Here is a 20,278-nt window from a genome sequence, read left to right as displayed (position 1 = left end):
TCGACCCTCAAGGAGCAACCGTTGAGCAAGCCCGAAAGCATCAAGAAGAAGATCCAGGCCATTCGTGGCATGAACGACCTGCTGCCTGGGCAGTCCGCCCTGTGGCAGTATTTCGAGGGCACCGTCCAGGCACTGATGCGGCGTTACGGCTATGCCGAGATTCGCACGCCCATCGTCGAGCAGACCGCCCTGTTCGCCCGCTCCATCGGCGAGGTCACCGATATCGTCGAGAAGGAGATGTACACCTTCGACGATCGCAACGGCGACAGCCTGACCCTGCGCCCCGAAGGCACCGCGAGCTGCGTGCGCGCCGCCATGGAGCACGGCCTGCTGCACAACCAGACCCAGCGGCTGTGGTACCAGGGCCCGATGTTTCGCCACGAACGGCCGCAGAAGGGGCGCTACCGGCAGTTCCACCAAGTCGGCCTGGAGGCCTTCGGGCTGGAGGGGCCGGACATCGACGCCGAGGTGATCCTGCTCTCGGCGCGCCTGTGGCGGGAGCTCGGGCTCATCGATCACGTCACCCTGGAGCTCAACTCGCTGGGTTCCAACGAGGCACGCGCCGCCTACCGCGACCGGCTGGTGGCCTACTTCGAGCAGCACCGCGACCAGCTCGACGAGGACTCGCTGCGCCGCCTGTCGAGCAACCCGCTGCGCATCCTCGACTCCAAGAACCCGGACATGGCGCCGATGCTGGCCGACGCGCCGCGGCTGATGGATCACCTCGACGACGCCTCCCGCGAGCACTTCGCGGGCCTCACCGCCCTGCTCGAGGCCGCCGGCGTCGACTACGTGATCAACCCGCGCCTGGTGCGCGGCCTCGACTACTACTGTCGCACCGTGTTCGAGTGGACCACCACCGCGCTGGGCAGCCAGGGCACCGTGTGCGCCGGCGGCCGCTACGACGGCCTGGTCGAGCAGCTCGGCGGCAAGCCGACCCCGGCGGTCGGCTTCGCCATGGGCATCGAACGGCTGATCCTGCTGCTCGAGACCCTGGAACTGGTGCCCCAATCGGCGCTGGGCGAGCTGGACCTCTACGTGCTGCCCATGGATGATGGCGCCACCGCCCAGGCCATGCTGCTCGCCGAGCGGCTGAGAAGCGAGCTGCCCGCGCTGCGCCTGCAGCTGCACTGCGGCGGCGGCAGCTTCAAGAGCCGCATCAAGAAGGCCGACAAGAGCGGCGCCCGCCTGGCACTGCTGCTGGGCGAGGACGAACTGGCCCAGGGCCGCGCCACGCTCAAGTTCCTGCGCGAGGAGCGCGAGCAGCAGAGCCTGGCCCAGGAGGCCCTGGTCGCGACCCTCGCCTCGCTGCTGGGCGACGCACCGGCCTGACCGTACCGCATTTCGCTGTGAAAGGAGACCGCCCGTGGCGGAGCTGAGAACCGAAGAAGAGCAGCTGGAAGCCATCAAGCGCTGGTGGAAGGAGAACGGCACCTCGCTGATCGCCGGGGTCGCCATCGCCATCGCCGGCGTGGTCGGCTGGAACGCCTGGCAGAACTATCAGGACAACCAGGCGCAGGCCGCCTCGATGCGCTATCAGGAGCTGGTCAACCTGGCCGACGACGGCGAGACCGCCGATGCCCGAGGCCTGGTCGAGGAGATCACCGACAGCCACGGCCGCACCCTCTACGCCGACCTGGCGCGCCTGATCGATGCCGGCCTCGCCGTGGAAGAGGGTGACCTGGGCGAGGCGCGACGCGCCCTCGAGGCCGTGATCGAGTCCAGCGGGCGCGCCTACCTTCAGGGCCTGGCGCGGGTGCGCCTGGCCCGGCTGCAGGTGGCCGACGGCGACGCCGAGGCCGCGCTCGATACCCTGGCGCGTGACGTTCCTGCGGCCCTGGCCGCGCAGCAGGCCGACGTGCGCGGCGACGCGCTGCACGCCCTGGGCCGCGACGACGAAGCCCGCCAGGCCTGGCAAGAGGCCCTGGCGGTCGCCGAACAACGTAACCAGCCGATCTATGGCGTCCAGCTCAAGCTCGACGACCTGGGCGCCGAAGAGGCCACGCTATGAAGATGACGCTCGCTCGCAAGTTCCACCTCGCCCTGACGGCCGCCCTCGCCCTCGCCCTGCTGGCCGGTTGTGCCAACAAGGCCGAGCCGCGCTACAGCCCCAAGGAGCTGAAGCGCTTCGATGCCCGCGCCGAACTCGATACCGACTGGCGCGAGCAGGTCGGCAAGGGGCTCGGTCGCGCCACCTACCCGATCGCGCCGTCGCTCGACAACGGCGTGATCTATGCCGCCGACGAACGCGGCCGGGTCATGGCGCTGGATTCCCGTAGCGGAGAGCGCCGCTGGCAGACCGACCTCGAGGTCGGCGTTTCCAGCGGCCTGACCGCCGTGGCCGGGCAGGTCTACCTTGGCACCCGCAACGGCGAGGTGCTGGCGGTAAGCCAGTCGAACGGCGAGGTGAGCTGGCGCGCCCGTGTCTCCAGCGAGGTGCTCGCCGCGCCGCAACCCAACAACGAGTTGCTCATCGTGCAGAGCGTCGACGGCACCGTCACGGCACTGGACCGGCTCACCGGCCGTGAGCGCTGGGTCCACACCACCACCGAACCCGCCCTCACCCTGCGCGGCACCGGCACGCCCACGGTGATCGATCCGGTCACCTTCGCCGGCTTCGCCAACGGCCGCCTGGTCACCCTGGACAACCGCAGCGGCCAGCCGCTGTGGGAGCGGCGCATCGCCGTGCCCCGCGGGCGCAGCGAGATCGACCGCATGGTCGACCTGGGCGGCCAGCCGGTGCTGACCCCGGACGGGCGGCTCTTCGTGACCAGCTACAACGGCCGCCTGGTGGCCCTCGAAGCGCCCAGCGGCGAGGTCCTGTGGGAGCGCGAGCACTCCAGCTACCAGACCCCGGTGCTGGTCGGCGACCGCCTGTTCACCGTCAACGAGGCCAGCCACGTGATCGCCCTCGATGCGCGCAGCGGCGAGGAGGTGTGGCGCAACCGCGACCTCGAGGGCCGCTGGCTGACCGCCCCGGCCTTCGCCGACGGCAACCTGGTGCTGGGCGACTTCGAGGGCCACGTGCACCTGCTCGACGTCGAGAGCGGCGACTTCACCGCGCGGACCCGGATCGACGGCTCGGGGATCAGCGTGCGCCCGGTCACCGAATCCAACCGCATCTACGTGTTGGCCAACAGCGGGCGCCTCGAGGCGTTGGACATCAAGCGATGACCCCAGTGATTGCCCTGGTCGGCCGCCCCAACGTGGGCAAGTCGACCCTGTTCAACCGCCTGACCCGCTCGCGTGACGCCCTGGTGGCGGACTTCCCCGGGCTCACCCGCGACCGCAAGTACGGTAACGGCATGCTCGGCGACAAGGCCTACACGGTGATCGACACCGGCGGCATCAGCGGCGACGAGGAGGGCATCGATGCGGCCATGGCCGAGCAGTCGCTGGCGGCCATCGACGAGGCCGACATCGTGCTGTTCCTGGTCGACGCCCGGGCCGGGCTGCACGTGGCCGACGAGGCCATCGCCAACCACCTGCGGGTCAACCAGAAGAAGACCTGGCTGGTGGTCAACAAGACCGACGGTCTGGAAGAGCATTCGGCCATGGCCGACTTCTGGCAGCTGGGGCTCGGCGATCCCCACCCCATTGCCGCCGCCCACGGCCGCAACGTCACCGCGCTGATCGAGGAAGTGCTCGCGCCCTTTCCCGAACGCGACCCGAGCCTGCCGGCGGATACCGGCACCAAGGGAATCCGCATCGGCGTGATCGGGCGGCCCAACGTGGGCAAGTCGACGCTGGTCAACCGCCTGCTCGGCGAGGAGCGGGTGGTGGTGTTCGACGAGGCCGGCACCACCCGCGACGCCATCGAGATCCCCTTCGAGCGGCGCGGCAAGCCCTACGTGCTGATCGACACCGCCGGCGTGCGGCGGCGCAAGAACGTCAGCCAGATCGCCGAGAAGTTCTCGATCATCAAGACCCTGGAGGCGATCAAGGAGTGCCACGTCGCGATCATGGTGCTCGACGCCCGCAGCGGCCTGGTCGAGCAGGACCTGCACCTGCTCGACTACGTGCTGACCACCGGCCGCGCCCTGGTGCTGGCGGTCAACAAGTGGGACGGCCTGGAGAGCGAAGCCAAGGAGAAGATGCGCGCCGAGATCAAGCGCCGCCTGGGGTTCGCCGACTACGCCGACCTGCACTTCATCTCGGCGCTGCACGGCACCGGCGTGGGCGATCTCTACCCCTCCATCGAGCGCGCCTTCGCCTCGGCCAACAGCCACTGGTCGACCAACCGGCTCACCACCCTGCTGCAGGATGCCGTGAGCCAGCACCCGCCGCCGCTGGTACAGGGCCGCCGGATCAAGCTGCGCATGGCCCACCAGGGCGGCAGCAATCCGCCGATCATCGTGGTCCACGGCAACCAGACCGAGGCCCTGCCCGAGGCCTACAAGCGCTTCCTGACCAACACCTTCCGCAAGGTGCTCAAGGTCAAGGGCACGCCGATTCGCTTCGAGTTCCGCTCCGGCAGCAACCCGTTCGATCCACTGGCCGGCGCCAGCGACCGGGAGAAGGCCAAGAAGCGTGAACTGGGGCGCACCCGCGCCGCCCGCAACAAACGCCGCTGATCCTTGTCCAAGTGACCCGGCCGCCGAGGCCGGGCACCGCTACCCGGTAGGCCGCCCTGGCCGACCCTGTCATCCACCCCGTTTGACTGCCTCGCTTCGTCCATCAGGAGGAGCCGATGTTCCCGAATCGCGTATTGTCCCACGTCGTACCGCGGCGCCGCTGGCGCCTGCTCGCCCCGCTGGGCCTGGCCATGCTGCTCACCGGCTGCCTGGCGCTTCCCCAGACCGGGCTGTTCGCCTTCCGCCTCGCGGTGACCTCGCTCGGCATCGAGGACGTTCGCATCGGCCCCTATTCGATCCAGGCCGGCCTGGATACCAGCGACATCGCCTCGCTGGTGACCTCGAGCCTGGGCATGGGCAGCCTGCCGGTGCAGGCCACCCTGGCCATGGGCCTGGCGCTGCCGATCGGCATGCCGCCGGTGGAGATGTCGGGCTTTCGCTGGACCCTGGACGTGCCCGGCGCCGAGCCGGTCAGCGACGATTACCGGCAGGACGTGACGCTGACCTCCGGCGACGACACCAAGCTGCGCCTGCCGGTGGCCTTCGACGTGCTGGCCAGCGACAGCCGCCGCCTGGCGCCGATGGTGGAACTCGCCACCCAGCTGGCCAGCCGGGGCGAGCTGCCCACCGGCAGCGAGCTTGCCATCACCCCGGGCAGCCTGCGCGGGCTCGGCGTGACCCTGCCGGCCGGGCTGTGGACGCCGACGCTGCGCTTTGCCGTGGGCCAGGAGGGCGAGCTGACCCCTCAGCGCTGATCAGTCGGCGGCGTGCAGCCGGCGGCGCCCGACCCAGTGGCAGGCGAACTGCCAGGCACCCCGGCCGCTGCGGCCGCCGCGCAGGGTGGCATAGCGGATCGCCTCGGCGCGAGCCTCGGCGTTCCAGTCCTCGGCACTGCCCAGCTGCGTGACCCAGTGGCTGCAGGCCTCCAGGTAGGTGTCCTGGTTGAAGGGGTAGAAGCCGAGCCACAGGCCGAAGCGGTCGGAGAGCGAGATCTTCTCCTCCACCGCGTCGCCGTGGTGCAGCTCCTCGCCCACCAGCCGCGAGCCCTCGTTGTCGGCCATGGATTCGGGCAGCAGGTGGCGCCGGTTTGATGTCGCGTAGAGCAGCACGTTCTCCGGCGGGCCGGTCAGCGCCCCGTCGAGCACGCTCTTGAGCGCCTTGTAGGCATCGTCGTGGCCCTCGAAGGAGAGATCGTCGCAGTAGACCACGAAGCGGTGCGGCTGCTCGCGCAGCTGCTCGACCAGCAGGGGCAGGCCGGCCAGGTCGTGGCGGTCGACCTGCACCAGGCGCAGCCCTTCCGCCGCCAGGCTGTTGAGCAGGGCGCGGATCAGCGACGACTTGCCGCTGCCGCGGGAGCCCCACAGCAGGGCATGGTTGGCCGGCAGCCCCTGCAGGAAGGCGCGGGTGTTGTCGATCAGGGCCAGCTTCTGGCGCTCGATGCCCAGCAGGTCGTCGAGCGACAGGGCATCGCGAGGTGGCACCGGCAGCAGCCGGCCTCCCAGCACATGGCGCTGCCACAGCGCGGCCACGTCGCGCCTCCAGTCGACCTCCGGCGGGGCAGGCGGCAGCCAGTGCTCCACGTGATCCAGCAGGCGGTTCAGGCGTCGGCTGAGCTCGGCATCCATCGGCATCTCCTTGGACTTTGCCCTGGTGAACGTTCAGGGTATCTTGTGGCGAACCGTCACCCCCGTCCAGGGTCTCAAGGGATCTGACCTAACGAGGAATCGAACATGCGCTGGATTCGCTGTGCTGCCGTGGCCACGCTGGCCCTGGCCATGACCGCCTGTACCACCTCGCCGACCGGACGCCAGCAGCTCACGCTGATGTCGGATGCGCAGCTCAACCAGATGGGCCAGGAGGCCTTCGAGCAGTACCAGCAGGACCTGCCTCCGGCCGGCCAGGCCCAGCAGCGCTACGCCCAGTGCGTGGCCGAGGCCATCGTCGCCGCGCTCCCCGAGGAGGAGCGCAACCAGGAGTGGCAGATCCGCGTGTTCGAAGCGGAGCAGGCCAATGCCTTCGCCCTGCCGGGGGGCTACATGGGCGTCAACACCGGCCTGCTCGACATCGCCACCGACCAGGACCAGCTCGCCTCGGTGATCGGTCACGAGATCGGCCACGTGCTGGCGCGGCATGCCAACGAGCGGGTCTCCACCCAGAGCTCGACCCAGCTCGCCCTGTCGGTGCTCTCCTCGGCCGCCGGGCTGCAGGGCCCGGGCGGGGAACAGCTGATGGGCGCGCTCGGCCTCGGCGCCCAATACGGCATCCTGCTGCCCTTCTCGCGCCGCCACGAGAGCGAGGCCGACGTGATCGGCCTGCGCCTGATGGCCGATGCCGGCTTCGATCCGCGCGCCAGCGTCGCGCTGTGGGAGAACATGAGCGCCCAGGGCGACGCCCGTCCGCCGGCGTGGATGTCCACCCACCCCAGCCACGGCCAGCGCATGCAGGGCCTGCAGGCGGAGATGGACAACGCCCTGGCGCGCTACGAGCAGGCGCGTCAGGCGGGGCGGCAGCCGAACTGCCCGCGCCCCTGAACACACCCCCATGACGGCGCCGCCAGGGAGCGGCGCCGATAGGAAGACGAATGCTGAGACTCGGACTGCTGCTGTTGATCCTGCCCATCCTGGTGCTGATGGGCGTCTACTTCTGGGAACTCAGCGACGTGCGCGAATGCGCGCTGATCCAAAACGGCCACTGGGATTACCTGGCAGGCGAGTGCCGCGAGTCGTCCCAGCCCTTCGTGCCCTGGGTGGAGCGCCACCCCTGGCTGGTCAACGGCGGCATGCTGCTGTCGCTGGCCGGCGTGGTGATGTGCCTGCTGGGGCTCTACGTCAAGCGGCGCTGAACCCTCGCGGGGCTCGCCCCGGCGGCGGCTAGAGCGATCGCCGCAGCGCCTCGAGCACCGGGCCGGTGTCGGGGCGCCTGCCGCGCCACAGCAAGAACGACTCCGCGGCCTGCTCCACCAGCATGCCCAGGCCATCGACGGCGCGCGCGCCACGCGCGGCGGCCCAGCGCAGGAACACGGTGGGTTCGGCAGCGTACATCATGTCGTAGGCCGTGGCCCCGGCGGCGAACAGGTCGTCCGGCAGCGGCGGCAGGTCGCCCGCCAGGCTGGCGCTGGTGCCGTTGATCACCAGGTCGAAGGGGCCGGCCACGGCGTCGAAGCCACCGCCGCGGATCGGCCCCAGGTCGCGGAAGTCGGCGGCCAGCGTCGCGGCCTTCTCGGCGGTGCGGTTGGCCACCAGCAGGCTCGCCGGATGCGCCGCCAGCAGCGGTTCGAGCACGCCACGTACCGCGCCACCCGCCCCCAGCACCAGGATCCGGGCGCCGGCCAGGACCACGCCATGCCGCTCGAGGTCGCGCACCAGGCCGATGCCGTCGGTGGTGTCGCCGCGGGTTTGTCCGTCGTCGCCGAGGAGCAGGGTGTTCACCGCCCCGGCACGCTGCGCACGCTGGCTCAGGGTGTCGCAGAGCCGGAAGGCCGCCTCCTTGAACGGCACGGTGACGTTGGCCCCGCGCCCGCCGTCGGCCGCGAAGCTGCGCCAGGCGCCGGCGAAGTCGTCCAGCGGCGCCGCGATGGCGCTGTACTCGATGTCCTCGGAGGTCTGCTCGGCGAAGGCGGCGTGGATCGCCGGCGACTTCGAGTGCGAGACGGGGTTGCCGAAGACACAGTAGCGGTCAGTCATGGGTCAGGTTCCTCTTCCCCCAGCCAGTCGCGGGGGCGCAGATACTCGCGATACAGCACCTCTTCGGCGCTGCCCGGCTCAGGCTGCCAGCCGTACTCCCAGCGCGCCAGCGGCGGCATCGACATCAGGATCGACTCGGTGCGCCCGCCGCTCTGCAGCCCGAACAGGGTGCCGCGGTCCCATACCAGGTTGAATTCCACGTAGCGCCCGCGGCGGTAGAGCTGGAAGTCGCGTTCGCGCTCGCCCCACGGGGTGTGGCGGCGACGCTGCACGATGGGCAGGTAGGCGTCGAGGAAGGCGTCGCCCACGGCGCGCTGGAAGGCGAAGCTGGCGTCGAAGTCCCACTCGTTGAAGTCGTCGAAGAACAGCCCGCCCACGCCGCGGGTCTCCTCGCGGTGCTTGAGATAGAAATACTCGTCGCACCACGCCTTGAAGCGCGGGTAGACGTCGGCGCCGAAGGGCGCACAGGCGTCGCGTGCCACCCGGTGCCAGTGCAGCACGTCCTCGTGCACCGGGTAGTAGGGGGTCAGGTCGAAGCCGCCGCCGAACCACCACACCGGCGCCTCGCCCGCCTTCTCGGCGATGAAGAAGCGCACGTTGCCATGGCTGGTGGGCACGTGGGGGTTCTCGGGATGCAGCACCCAGGAGACCCCGACCGCATGGAAGCCGCGCCCGGCGAGCTGGGGCCTGGCGGCCGTGGCCGAGGGCGGCAGCCGGTCGCCGTGGACGTGGGAGAAGTTGACGCCGCCCTTCTCGAACGCGCGGCCATGCTCGATCACCCGCGAGCGGCCGCCGCCGCCGGCCTCGCGCTGCCAGCTCTCCTCGCGAAAGTCGGCGCCGCCGTCCTCCGCGGCGAGACCGGCGCAGAGGCGGTCCTGCAGGTCGAGCAGGTAGTCCTTCACCGTGTCGAGATTGGCGTGCGCCATGCTGCTCCTCGCTGTCGTCGTGGCCGTGGCAGCGCCGCCTGGCCGGGTGACGCCGCCGCCCGTGCCGTCCTCAGGCGCGCAGGACCCGGCCGCTGCGCAGGTCGCGAATGGTACTGGGTCGGTCGAGCCCGCCCAGCTCGCCCTCGACGATAGCGTCCAGCTCGTTGCCGAAGATCTGGCGTACCTCGGCGGCGCTCATGGCCGAAGGCTCATTGGCCCTGTTGGCCGAGGTCGAGACGATCGGCCCGCCGAAGGCGCGGCACAGCGCCGCCACCCCGGGGTGGGCGCTGACCCGCAGCGCCACGCAGTCGTGGGCCCCGCGCACCAGCGCATGGGTGCGCCCGTTGTGGGGAACCAGCCAGGTATGGGGGCCCGGCCAGCTGGCGACCAGCGGGGCATGCAGTTCCGGCGCCAGGCCCTCGAGCCAGGGCGCGAACTGCTGGATGGAGGCCGCCACCAGGATCAGCCCCTTGGCCGGGTCGCGCGCCTTGAGCCGCAGCAGATGGGCCACGGCCTCGTCATTGTCGGGATCGCAGCCCAGGCCCCACACGCCCTCGGTGGGGTAGGCAATCACGCCGCCGGCACGCAGCGCGGCAACGGCGGCATCGAGCGATTCGGCCACGGTCATGGTCTCCTGCCGGTGTGTCGCATGACGACCGCCGAGACGCGGCATGGCGGTCTTGTCGAAGAAGGCCCCATGCTAGCACGCCTAGGCGTTTTCAGGCAGGCGCACCCAGCCCCCGGGCGCCTGGGCGGCCCGCCCCTCGAGCTCGAGCTCCAGCAGTCGCCGCTGGCACTCGGGCACGCCCAGGCCGGTCAGGTTCACCAGAGCATCGAGGGGAGACGGGGCGTCGCTCAGCCAGCGCAGCAGCGGATCGCCGCTGGCCGCCTCCGCCGAGCCCGCCGCCTGCCCCGCGGGCAGGGAGGGGTTCGACACCGCCCACTGGGTCAGTTCCTCGAGGATGTCGTCGACGTGGCGCACCAGCACCGCCCCCTGGCGGATCAGCCGCAGGCAGCCGCGCGCCTGGGGGTTGTGGATCGAGCCGGGCAGCGCGAAGACCTCGCGGTTCTGCTCGACGGCGAGCCTGGCGCTGACCAGCGAGCCGCTCTTCTCGGTCGCCTCCACCACCAGCACGCCCAGCGAGAGGCCGGTGACGATACGGTTGCGACGCGGGAAGAAGGCCGGGCGAGCCGGCGTGCCGGGCGGGTGCTCCGACAGGACCAGCCCGCCACGGTCGAGCAGCTGCTGGTAGAGCCGCGCATGGCGCGGCGGGTAGATCACGTCGACGCCGCAGCCGAGCACCGCGACGCTGCGCCCGCCGGCCTCCAGCGCGGCCTGCTGGGCGGCCCCGTCGACGCCCAGCGCCAGGCCGCTGACGACGCACCAGTCGCGGCTGGCCAGCTCGCGACCGAAGGCCGCGGCGTTGGTCAGCCCTTCGCGGGTGGGACGACGCGAGCCGACGATGGCCAGGCGGGGGGGCGACAGCGCCTCCAGATCCCCCAGCGCCCAGAGCACCGGCGGCGGGTCGCCGATCTGCTCCAGTAGCGCCGGCCAGGCGGGATGCCCCGGATGCAGCAGGTGACGCCCGGGAGCGGCGGCGAGCCAGGCCAGGTCGGCCTCCACCTCCCGGGCCAGCGGGCTGCGGGCCGGGTGGTCGAGCCACAGCCGCAGCGCCGTGGCCGCCTGGTGCGGCAGCCGCGCCAGCCAGCCGGCGGGCCAATCCGGGTCGGCGGCCTGCAGCTCCGCCAGTCGCGCGGCGCCCATGCCGGGCAGCCGCATCAGCGCCAGCCAGTCAGCCCGGCTCGGCCTGCGTTGCGCTTCGCTCACCGCTGCGCCACCCCCACCCCGCGACGGGGGTTGTGCAGTCGATCGCCGACCTCCAGCGAGCGGCTGGCCTGCATCACCAGGCCGAAGCTCATCTTCTCGTAGGGCCGGAAGACCATCACCAGTCCGGCGTCGGTGCCGGGCAGGCGCAGCGATTCGCCGGTGCGCGGGTCGACCACGCGCTCGCCCTGCTGCTCGACCTGGAGGACATGGCCCGTCTCGAGCCCATCGCGACGCCCGCGGTCCAGCGCGACCACCTGCAGCCGGCCGATGAAGCGCACGCCGCCCGGCACGGCAAGGATGCTGCCGTCGACGTCGTGCTCCGGCGCACGGGGCATGAATTCGCGGGTCAGCTCGCGCTCTTCCAGCGGCAGCACGATGTCGTCGTTGCGCACCTCCTGGCTGGCGGAGAGGATCTCCATGAGGGCGATGCCGTCCTCGCTGCGTTCGGCCCGGGCACGGCCGATGCCGATCAGCTCCAGGCCCAGCGTCTCGCCGGTCGCGGCGTCGCGGTAGCGATCGCCGACGCGATAGATGCCGAAGCGTTGGCCGCTCGGCAGCTCCCCGCGGGCGTAGATGCGATCGCCGGCGCCGCTGATGATGCGCCGGTCGTTGCCGGCCACCACGTAGGCCAGCTCCTCCAGCGCCTCGGGGTCGTCGACCACGCGGTGGTCGCGCAGGAAGTGCCGTACCCGCTCCAGCGGGATCGGCTCGATCGCCTCGCGCGGCGGGATCCGGCGCACCTCGGGCGAGAGCCGCACCTCGCCCTGGCCGCGCTCGAGCCCCAGGCACGGGCGGCCATCGCAGTCGTGGAGGGTGATCACGTCGCCGGGATAGATCAGGTGCGGATTGCGAATCTGCGGATTGACCTGCCACACCTCCGGCCACTGCCAGGGGTGGCGCAGGAAGCGACCCGAGATGTCCCACAGGGTGTCGCCGCGCACCACCGTGTAGCGCTCCGGGGCGTCGCTGCGCAGACCCTGCTCCCAGCTCGGCCCCTGGGCGTGGGCCAGCGTCGCCGCCAGCAGCAGCGCCAGAGCGCCTCCCCACCTCCGCGCCCGCCTCGGCGAGCCGCCCTGCCGCCGCTTCGCAATCTCGTCCATCCCTTCCCCCTGCCCTCGACGCTGCCGGCCCGACTCGCGGCCACCCACGCCGGGAACCGGCGTGCCATGCTATAGTCCAATGCTATTGAATTGATATGCGTGCCGGCGGTTTCCCCGTGGCCCGCCGCCCCCTAGAATAGGGGCAATTCCCGAATGACAGCATAACGGTGGTTCCAACGCCATGGCCAAATTGACGATCCTCGAATTTCCCGACGAGCGGCTGCGCACCAAGGCAGCGCCGGTCGAAGCGGTTGACGACGAGGTGCGCCGGCTGGTCGACGACATGCTCGAGACCATGTACGACGCTTCCGGCATCGGCCTTGCCGCCACCCAGGTCGACGTGCACCGTCGCGTGATCGTGATGGACGTCAGCGACGACCGCGCCCACCCGCTGGTGCTGATCAACCCCGAGTACACCCCGATCGGCGAAGAGCGCGAGCTGATGTCCGAGGGCTGCCTGTCGATTCCCGAGTACTATGCCGAGGTGCCGCGGGCACTCAAGGTACAGCTCAAGGCGCTGGACCGCGACGGCAGGCCCTACGAACTCGAGGCCGACGGCCTGCTGGCACACTGCATCCAGCACGAGTGCGACCACCTCGAGGGCGTGTTGTTCGTCGACTACCTCTCGCCGCTCAAGCGCGACCGTGTGCTCAAGAAGATGCAGAAGCGCCACAAGCTGATGCAGACCGCCTGATTTCTCGCCGCATGCAGCGAAGGCCGACGCATTCCACGTCGGCCTTCGTCGTTTGGGCCTGCCTCCGTTAAGATGAGGCAACCGTTCACTGGCAAGGCTCGACTCATGTCCCGTTCCCTGCGCGTCATCTTCGCCGGCACCCCCGACTTCGCCGCCGCCAGCCTGACCGCCGTGCTGCAGAGCCGCCACCGGGTGGTGGCCGTCTACACCCAGCCCGACCGGCCGGCGGGAAGAGGCCGCAAGCTGACCGCCAGCCCGGTCAAGTCGCTGGCCCTTGCGCATGACCTGCCCGTCCGCCAACCCGAGTCCCTCAGGTCCGCCGCGGTCCAGGCCGAGCTCGCCGCCTTCGAGGCGGACATCATGGTGGTGGTGGCCTATGGCCTGATCCTGCCCCAGGCGGTACTCGACATTCCCCGGCTCGGCTGCCTCAACGTCCACGCCTCGCTGCTGCCGCGCTGGCGTGGCGCGGCACCGATCCAGCGCGCCATCGAGGCCGGCGACGACGAGAGTGGCGTCACCATCATGCAGATGGACGCCGGGCTCGATACCGGCGCCATGTTGCTCACGCGGCGCACACCGATCACCGCGACGACGACCGGCGGCGAACTGCACGACACCCTGGCCACGCTCGGCGGCGAGGCGCTGGTCGAGGTACTCGACGCGCTGGCTGGCGAAGGCCTTACCGCCATACCTCAGCCGCAGGAGGGCGTGACCTACGCCGCCAAGCTGACCAAGGCCGAGGCCGAACTCGATTTCTTCCGACCCGCCAGCGAGCTTGCCGCCAGGGTGCGCGCCTTCAACCCCTGGCCGGTGGCCTGGTGTACCTGCGGCGCCGCGCGGCTGCGGCTGCTGATGGCAGAAGCCGCCGGCCGCCACGACGACGAGCCTGCCGCGCCGCCGGGCACCCTGCTGCCCCCCGAGGCCGACGCCCTGCGCATCGCCTGCGGCCCGCAGGGCGACGAGGTGCTGCGGGTCATCCGGGCGCAGCTTCCCGGCGGCAGGCCGCTGGCGGCCCGCGACCTGCTCAATGCGCGTGACGAACGCCTGCTTGCCGGGCGCCGCCTGGGCAATGCCACCGAGGAGAGCGTCTGATGCACCGCTCCACTCCCTCCTCCCGCGCCGGCAAGAACGTCCAGGACGGTGGCCAGGCGGTGCGTGCCACCGCTGCTCGCGCCCTGGTTCCCGTGATCACCGGCAAGGGGTCGCTCAACGACCTGGACGACCACCAGGTGGTGATCCGCGACCGCGCGCTGTTCAAGGCGATGTGCTACGGCGTGTGCCGCACCCTGCCGCGCCTGGAGGCGCTCGCCGAGCGCCTGCTGAAGAGCCCCTTCAAGGCGCGCGACGCCGACGTCCAGGCGCTGCTGTTGCTGGGCATCTACCAGCTGCTCTACCTGCGCATCCCGGCCCACGCGGCGGTGGGCGAGACCGCCGGAGCGGCGCGCCAGCTGGGCAAGGAGTGGGCGACCCACGTGCTCAACGGCTGCCTGAGGCGGCTGACCCGGGAGTCCGCGGCGCTGCAGGCCGAGGTCGACCAGGACCCGGCGGTGGCGCTGCTGCACCCCCGCTGGTTGCTCAAGGCGCTGCGCCAGGCCTGGCCCGACGACTGGCGCGCCATCGCCGAGGCCAACAACCAGCCGGGCCCCATGACCCTGCGCATCAATCGCCGCCGCGGCGACCGCGAGGCGTACCTGGCGAAGCTGCTGGAGAGCGGCATCGAGGCGCGCCTGTGCGCCCACTCGCCCGACGGCCTGACGCTGGAAAAGCCCTGCGACGTGCAGGCGCTGCCCGGTTTCGCCGAGGGCGACGTCAGCGTGCAGGACGAGGCCGCCCAGCTCGCCGCCGAGCTGCTCGGTCCGGCACTGGCACCACGCCCCGGCGGACGCGTGCTGGACGCCTGCTGTGCCCCGGGGGGCAAGACGGCGCACCTGCTCGAGCTGTTCGACATCGAGCTGCTGGCGCTGGACAGCGATGCCGTGCGCCTGGCCCGGGTCGAGGAGACGCTGGAGCGACTCGGCCTCTCGGCCACGCTGGTGCATGCCGACGCCACCGTTCGCGACTGGTGGGACGGCTCGCTCTTCGATGCCATCCTGCTCGACGCCCCCTGCTCGGGCACCGGCGTGATCCGCCGTCACCCCGACATCAAGCGCCTGCGGCGCCCTTCGGACATCGCCAGGCTGGCCGCGCTGCAGGCGCGCCTGCTCGACAATCTTTGGCCGCTGCTGCGGCCGGGCGGCACGCTGCTCTACGCCACCTGCTCGGTGCTGCGCGAGGAGAACGACGAGCAGGTCGGCGCCTTCCTCGAGCGCACCCCCGATGCCAGCGTCACCACGCCGGAGGGGGTGGGCTGGGGCCGGGTGGTCGGCCCCGGTCGCCAGTTGCTGCCGCAGCCCGAGAGTCATGATGGCTTCTTTTATGCCAGACTGAGGAAGCGGGGTTGAACCCGCCCCATCGTTCACATGAGCAAGGAGCACCCATGAGCGACCATGTCTACAAGCATATCGAACTGACCGGTTCCTCCGAGAAGGGCATCGAGGACGCCGTCCAGCGGGCCCTCGAGAAGGCCTCGCAGTCCCTTCACGGCATGCGCTGGTTCGAGGTCGTGGATACCCGCGGCCACATCGAGAACGGCCGCGTCGGCCACTGGCAGGTCACGCTCAAGGTGGGCTTCACCCTGGACTGACGGTGACCTCGCCCCACACGCACCTGTTACATCCCCTTCGGCTGGTTTATGCTAGCCACGAATGCTGCGGCGCCATACGGCGTCGCAGAGTCGTTTGACGGGTCTGACCGCTTATGAAGATCATCATCCTGGGCGCCGGGCAGGTCGGCGGAACGCTGGCCGAGCACCTGGCCCGCGAGGAAAATGACATCACGGTAGTGGATACCGACGGCGAACGCCTGCGCGAGCTGCACACCCGGCTCGACATTCGCACCGTGGTGGGACACGGCTCCTATCCCGTGGTGCTGCGCCAGGCCGGCTGCGAAGACGCCGACATGCTGATCGCGGTGACCAGCCAGGACGAGGTCAACATGATCGCCTGCCAGGTCGCCCACACGCTGTTCCGCACGCCGACCAAGATCGCCCGGGTGCGCGCCACCGCCTACCTCACCCGCAAGGGGCTGTTCGCACACGAGGCGGTCCCCATCGACGTGCTGATCAGCCCCGAACAGGTGGTCACCGACCACATCCGCCGCCTGATCGAGCATCCCGGCGCGCTGCAGGTGCTGGAGTTCGCCGGCGGTCTGGTGCAGCTGGTGGCGGTCAAGGCCTACTACGGCGGCCCGCTGGTCGGCCAGGACCTCGGCTTCCTGCGTCGCCACATGCCCAGCGTCGATACCCGGGTGGCGGCCATCTACCGTCGCAACCGCCCGATCATCCCGCGCGGCGACACCGTGATCGAGGCCGACGACGAGGTGTTCTTCATCGCCGCCCGGCGCGACATCCGCGCGGTGATGAGCGAGCTGCGCCGGGTCGACCGCGACTTCCGCCGAGTGGTGATCGCCGGTGGCGGCAACATCGGCGAGCGCCTCGCCGAGCATCTCGAGCACAGCCACCAGGTCAAGATCATCGAGCACGGCCTGGAGCGCTGCACCGTCCTCTCCGAGCGCCTCAACCGCACCGTGGTGCTGCATGGCAGCGCCACCAACAAGCGCCTGCTGGAAGAGGAGAACATCGAGGAGTGCGACATCTTCTGCGCCCTGACCAACGACGACGAGGTCAACATCATGTCGTCGATGCTGGCCAAGCGCATGGGCGCCAAGAAGGTGCTGACCCTGATCAACAACGCCGCCTACGTCGACCTGGTGCAGGGTGGCGAGATCGACATCGCCATCTCGCCCCAGCAGGCCACCATCGGCAGCCTGCTGACCCACGTGCGCCGCGGCGACATCGTCAACGTGCACTCGCTGCGGCGCGGCGCGGCGGAGGCGATCGAGGCCATCGCCCACGGCGACACCCAGTCGTCCAAGGTGGTGGGGCGCGCCATCGGCGAGATCGACCTGCCCCGCGGCACCACCATCGGCGCCATCGTGCGTGGCAAGGAGGTGCTGATCGCCCATGACGACGTGGTGGTGGAGTCGGGCGATCACCTGATCCTGTTCGTGATCGACAAGCGCCGCATCCGCGACGTCGAGCGCCTGTTCCAGGTCGGGCTGACGTTCTTCTGATGGCGACTCCGCTCACACGCCGCGACGCAGGGCAAGCCGCCCGATGAGTCTGCGAGTCATCCTGCGCATCCTCGGCCTGCTGCTGATGATGTTCAGCCTGACCATGGTGCCCCCGATCCTGGTCTCGCTGCTGTTCGGCGACGGCCAGTGGCAAGCGTTCGTCATCGCCATCCTGATCACCGTGATGACCGGCCTGGTGATGTACCTGCCCAACCGCCGTGCCCGCAAGGAGCTGCGCGTGCGCGACGGCTTCCTGATCGCCGCGCTGTTCTGGAGCGTGCTCGGCCTGTTCGGTTCGCTGCCGCTGATGCTGACCGGGGACGCCGCCCTGGCGCCCACCGATGCGGTGTTCGAATCGTTCTCGGGGCTGACCACCACCGGCGCCACCGTGATCACCGGCATCGAGTTCCTGCCCGAATCGGTGCTCTACTACCGGCAGCAGCTGCAGTGGCTCGGCGGCATGGGGATCGTGGTGCTGGCGGTGGCGATCCTGCCGACGCTGGGCGTCGGCGGCATGGCGCTCTACCGCACCGAGATCCCCGGCCCGCTGAAGGACTCCAAGCTCACCCCACGCATCACCGAGACGGCCAAGGCGCTGTGGTACATCTACGCCGCGCTGACGCTGACCTGCTTCCTGGCCTATCGGGTCGCCGGCATGAACTGGTTCGACGCCCTGGGCCACAGCTTCTCCACCGTGGCCATCGGCGGCTTCTCCACCTATGACGCCAGCATCGGTTACTTCGACAGTGCCCTCATCGAACTCATCTGCGTGTTCTTCCTGGTCATCTCGGCGATGAGTTTCAGCCTGCACTTCGTGGCCTGGCGCGGCAGGCAGCTGGGCCATTATCTGCACGACCCCGAGGCGCGCTTCCTGCTGATCTTCCTCACCGGGCTCAGCGTCATCGCCATCGTCTCGCTATGGCTGACCGGCACCTACGACACCGAGTTCGGCCTGCGCCATGGGCTGTTCCAGGCCGTCTCCGTCGCCACCACCGCCGGCTTCGGCGTGGACGACTTCTCGGCCTGGCCGGGGGCACTGCCGTTCCTGCTGTTCATGGCCGCCTTCGTCGGCGGCTGCTCCGGCTCCACCGGCGGCGGCATGAAGGTGATCCGCATCATCCTGATCCTCAAGCAGGGCATACGCGAGGTGATGCGACTGATCCACCCCAGCGCGGTGATTGCGGTCAAGGTGGGCAAGGTGAGCGTGCCCGACGGCATCGCCCAGGCGGTGTGGGGCTTCTTCTCGGCCTACCTGATGCTGTTCTTCCTGATGCTGGTGGGCGTGATGGCCACCGGCGTCGACCAGGTCACCGCCTGGTCGACGGTGGCCTCCTGCCTGAACAACCTGGGCCCCGCCCTCGGCGAGGCGGCGGCGCATTACGGCGACCTGCCCCACCTCGCCAAGTGGATCCTGGTGGTGGCGATGCTGCTCGGCCGCCTGGAGATCTTCACCGTGCTGGTGCTGTTCACGCCCGCCTTCTGGAGAAAATGAGCCGAGACCGTCGCCGGGTTTGGTACACCGCCCGGCTTCGTGGATAATCGGCTCTTCACTCCCTGCCTCCCGAGCGTTCATGACCGACTCCCAGGACCCCGTGACCGATCCGCGCCAGGAAGGCGCCTTCAGCGGCCCCCATCGCGTCGTCGAAGTGGGCGGCACCCGCTACACCCTGCTGGGCACCGCGCATGTCTCCGCCGAAAGCGCCGATGACGTGCGCCGGCTGATCCGCTCCGGCGACTTCGACGCCGTGGCCATCGAGCTGTGCGACGCGCGCCATCAAAATCTCAGCAATCCGGATGCCCTCGCCCAGCAGGACCTGTTCGAGATCTTCCGCCGGGGCAAGGCCGGCATGGTCGCCGCCAACCTGGCGCTGGGCGCCTTCCAGCAGCGCGTCGCCGAGCAGTCCGGCATCGAACCGGGCGCCGAGATGCGCGCCGCGCTGGAGGAGACCCGCCGCCACGACCTGCCGCTGCTGCTGATCGATCGCGACGTCGGCATCACGCTAAAGCGCATCTATGCCAACGTGCCATGGTGGCAGCGCATGTCGCTGTTCACCGGCCTGCTCGGCAGCGTGATGTCGCGCCAGGAGATCAAGCCCGAGGAGATCGAGCGCCTGAAGGAGGGCGACGTGCTGGAGTCGACCTTCAGCGAGTTCGCCGCCGAATCGGAAGCGCTCTATACCCCGCTGATCTCCGAGCGCGACCGCTACATGGTGCTGCGGCTGGCGGAACAGGCCCCCCCGGGGCGCTTCCGCCACGTGCTGGTGGTGATCGGTGCCGGCCACATGAAGGGCATGGTCGAGCACTTCGATGCCCCGCTGCCCGCCGAACCCGCCGTCGAACGCCAGGCCCTGGAAGCCACCCCGCCGCCGTCCAAGATCTGGCGCGCCCTGCCGTGGCTGATCACGGCGCTGGTGATCACCGGCTTCGTCATCGGCTTCTCGCGCAACACCGAGCTCGGCTGGCAACTGGTCGCCGAGTGGTTCCTCATCAACGGCGTGCTGTCGGGGGTCGCCACGCTGGCCGCCCTGGCCCACCCGCTCACGGTGGTGGCCACGGTCTTCGCCGCCCCGCTCACCTCGCTCAACCCCACCATCGGCGCCGGCTTCGTGGCCGCCGGGGTCGAGCTGTGGCTGCGCAAGCCCAAGGTGCGCGACTTCTCGACCCTGCGCCATGACGTCACCGAGCTCAGGGGCTGGTGGCGCAACCGGGTGTCGCGCACGCTGCTGGTGTTCCTGTTCGCCACCCTGGGCTCGGCCGCCGGCACCTGGATTGCCGGCTTCCGCATCGCCGGGGCGCTGATGGGCACCGCAGCCTAGGGCTCGACGCCGCCATCGCCAGCCTGGCCTTCCCCCGTGCCGCCTCGTTCGGCGCGGACGAAGGCCTCGATGACCTGGGCCACCACCTTGCGCTGCTCCACCGGCAGGGTCAGATAGCGTTGAATCACGCGCCGCTCCTCGGCGCTGATCGAGGCGTCCCAGGTAGCGCGCGGCTCGCCGACCCGGTTGCCGCCGCCATCGCCGAAGCGCAGCATCTGTGGCTCGACGCCGAGCCACTCGGCCAGCACCTGCAGTTTCTCCTGCTGCGGCAGGGTTTCCCCGCATAGCCAGCGCCGTACGCCCTGCAGCGTGACGGGCTTGCCCCAATAGCGCAGGTTGAATTCCCGCTCGAGCACAGCGGGGCGCGGTTCGTAGCCGGCGGCGCGCATGGCGGCGGCCAGCCGTTCGGCAAAGGCGATCTTCTCGTTCATTAGTGGAATGTGCCGCGCGCGTCGGACTCGCAGTTGAACCGCAGTTGATCTATCAG

General features: G+C 70.3%; 21 protein-coding genes. 14 read left to right on the top strand and 7 right to left on the bottom strand.

The window, feature by feature from the left end; translation table 11 throughout:
• The first annotated feature begins 39 nt into the window (after positions 1-39).
• The 5 genes from hisS (at position 40) to DIS04_RS09080 (ending at position 5,329) form a co-directional block, all read left to right on the top strand.
• Positions 40-1,332, top strand: coding sequence for a histidine--tRNA ligase (gene hisS / locus DIS04_RS09100; RefSeq protein ID WP_111413709.1), 1,293 nt, complete (start codon positions 40-42; stop codon positions 1,330-1,332).
• A 34-nt stretch (positions 1,333-1,366) separates the two neighbouring features.
• Positions 1,367-2,011, top strand: coding sequence for a YfgM family protein (locus tag DIS04_RS09095; RefSeq protein ID WP_111413447.1), 645 nt, complete (start codon positions 1,367-1,369; stop codon positions 2,009-2,011).
• Complete coding sequence (bamB, locus tag DIS04_RS09090) at positions 2,008-3,174, top strand: outer membrane protein assembly factor BamB (RefSeq protein ID WP_111413446.1); 1,167 nt, start codon at positions 2,008-2,010, stop codon at positions 3,172-3,174. Before DIS04_RS09095 ends, bamB begins: the two co-directional genes overlap by 4 nt.
• Positions 3,171-4,574 carry a ribosome biogenesis GTPase Der gene (gene der / locus DIS04_RS09085; protein ID WP_111413445.1) on the top strand — a complete coding sequence of 468 codons (1,404 nt, stop codon included), beginning with the start codon at positions 3,171-3,173 and terminating at the stop codon, positions 4,572-4,574. The genes bamB and der overlap by 4 nt, the downstream gene beginning before the upstream one ends.
• 116 nt (positions 4,575-4,690) lie before the next feature.
• The gene (locus DIS04_RS09080; RefSeq protein WP_111413444.1) at positions 4,691-5,329 is read left to right on the top strand and encodes a hypothetical protein; all 639 of its coding nucleotides are present in this window, start codon (positions 4,691-4,693) and stop codon (positions 5,327-5,329) included.
• Here the strand turns inward: DIS04_RS09080 and DIS04_RS09075 are convergent, their stop codons facing one another.
• The gene (locus DIS04_RS09075; protein WP_111413443.1) at positions 5,330-6,199 is read right to left on the bottom strand and encodes an ATP-binding protein; all 870 of its coding nucleotides are present in this window, start codon (positions 6,197-6,199) and stop codon (positions 5,330-5,332) included.
• A 105-nt stretch (positions 6,200-6,304) separates the two neighbouring features.
• Here DIS04_RS09075 and DIS04_RS09070 point away from each other — a divergent pair, with 105 nt between their 5' ends.
• Positions 6,305-7,105, top strand: a complete 801-nt coding sequence (locus DIS04_RS09070; RefSeq protein WP_111413442.1) for a M48 family metallopeptidase — start codon at positions 6,305-6,307, stop codon at positions 7,103-7,105.
• Positions 7,106-7,155: 50 nt separating this feature from the next.
• On the top strand, positions 7,156-7,416 hold the full coding sequence (locus DIS04_RS09065; RefSeq protein WP_111413441.1) for a hypothetical protein: 261 nt from the start codon (positions 7,156-7,158) through the stop codon (positions 7,414-7,416).
• A gap of 28 nt (positions 7,417-7,444) precedes the next feature.
• Here DIS04_RS09065 and aroE read toward each other — a convergent pair whose 3' ends face one another.
• From aroE to DIS04_RS09040, 5 genes are all read right to left on the bottom strand, one after another.
• Complete coding sequence (gene aroE / locus DIS04_RS09060) at positions 7,445-8,257, bottom strand: shikimate dehydrogenase (protein ID WP_111413440.1); 813 nt, start codon at positions 8,255-8,257, stop codon at positions 7,445-7,447.
• Entirely contained in the window at positions 8,254-9,183 is a 930-nt protein-coding gene (hemF, locus tag DIS04_RS09055; protein ID WP_111413439.1) for an oxygen-dependent coproporphyrinogen oxidase, read from the bottom strand. The genes aroE and hemF overlap by 4 nt, the downstream gene beginning before the upstream one ends.
• Before the next feature lie 70 nt (positions 9,184-9,253).
• On the bottom strand, positions 9,254-9,811 hold the full coding sequence (gene tsaC / locus DIS04_RS09050) for an L-threonylcarbamoyladenylate synthase type 1 TsaC (protein ID WP_111413438.1): 558 nt from the start codon (positions 9,809-9,811) through the stop codon (positions 9,254-9,256).
• Positions 9,812-9,892: 81 nt separating this feature from the next.
• Entirely contained in the window at positions 9,893-10,963 is a 1,071-nt protein-coding gene (dprA, locus tag DIS04_RS09045; protein ID WP_111413437.1) for a DNA-processing protein DprA, read from the bottom strand.
• A 44-nt stretch (positions 10,964-11,007) separates the two neighbouring features.
• On the bottom strand, positions 11,008-12,111 hold the full coding sequence (locus DIS04_RS09040; RefSeq protein WP_111413436.1) for a LysM peptidoglycan-binding domain-containing protein: 1,104 nt from the start codon (positions 12,109-12,111) through the stop codon (positions 11,008-11,010).
• A gap of 181 nt (positions 12,112-12,292) precedes the next feature.
• On the opposite strand from DIS04_RS09040, the gene def reads away from it, so the two are divergent.
• The 7 genes from def to DIS04_RS09005 all read left to right on the top strand — a co-directional run bounded on the left by def (position 12,293) and on the right by DIS04_RS09005 (position 19,791).
• Positions 12,293-12,805, top strand: coding sequence for a peptide deformylase (gene def, locus DIS04_RS09035; protein ID WP_111413435.1), 513 nt, complete (start codon positions 12,293-12,295; stop codon positions 12,803-12,805).
• A 105-nt stretch (positions 12,806-12,910) separates the two neighbouring features.
• Entirely contained in the window at positions 12,911-13,897 is a 987-nt protein-coding gene (fmt, locus tag DIS04_RS09030; protein WP_111413434.1) for a methionyl-tRNA formyltransferase, read from the top strand.
• Complete coding sequence (rsmB, locus tag DIS04_RS09025) at positions 13,897-15,246, top strand: 16S rRNA (cytosine(967)-C(5))-methyltransferase RsmB (RefSeq protein ID WP_111413433.1); 1,350 nt, start codon at positions 13,897-13,899, stop codon at positions 15,244-15,246. Before fmt ends, rsmB begins: the two co-directional genes overlap by 1 nt.
• Before the next feature lie 35 nt (positions 15,247-15,281).
• The gene (locus tag DIS04_RS09020) at positions 15,282-15,488 is read left to right on the top strand and encodes a dodecin (RefSeq protein WP_111413432.1); all 207 of its coding nucleotides are present in this window, start codon (positions 15,282-15,284) and stop codon (positions 15,486-15,488) included.
• A gap of 113 nt (positions 15,489-15,601) precedes the next feature.
• On the top strand, positions 15,602-16,975 hold the full coding sequence (trkA, locus tag DIS04_RS09015; RefSeq protein WP_111413431.1) for a Trk system potassium transporter TrkA: 1,374 nt from the start codon (positions 15,602-15,604) through the stop codon (positions 16,973-16,975).
• A 43-nt stretch (positions 16,976-17,018) separates the two neighbouring features.
• A complete protein-coding gene (locus tag DIS04_RS09010; protein ID WP_111413430.1) occupies positions 17,019-18,467 on the top strand; it encodes a TrkH family potassium uptake protein in 1,449 nt (482 codons plus the stop codon).
• 79 nt (positions 18,468-18,546) lie between these two features.
• The gene (locus DIS04_RS09005; RefSeq protein WP_111413429.1) at positions 18,547-19,791 is read left to right on the top strand and encodes a TraB/GumN family protein; all 1,245 of its coding nucleotides are present in this window, start codon (positions 18,547-18,549) and stop codon (positions 19,789-19,791) included.
• Here DIS04_RS09005 and DIS04_RS09000 read toward each other — a convergent pair.
• Positions 19,788-20,222, bottom strand: a complete 435-nt coding sequence (locus tag DIS04_RS09000; protein WP_111413428.1) for a transcriptional regulator — start codon at positions 20,220-20,222, stop codon at positions 19,788-19,790. The two genes, DIS04_RS09005 and DIS04_RS09000, sit on opposite strands and share 4 nt — an antisense overlap.
• Positions 20,223-20,278: the final 56 nt, after the last annotated feature.

The sequence above is a fragment of the Billgrantia lactosivorans genome, assembly GCF_003254665.1.
Lineage (GTDB): Bacteria > Pseudomonadota > Gammaproteobacteria > Pseudomonadales > Halomonadaceae > Halomonas > Halomonas lactosivorans.
This window is presented reverse-complemented; position numbering and strand designations above follow the sequence as displayed.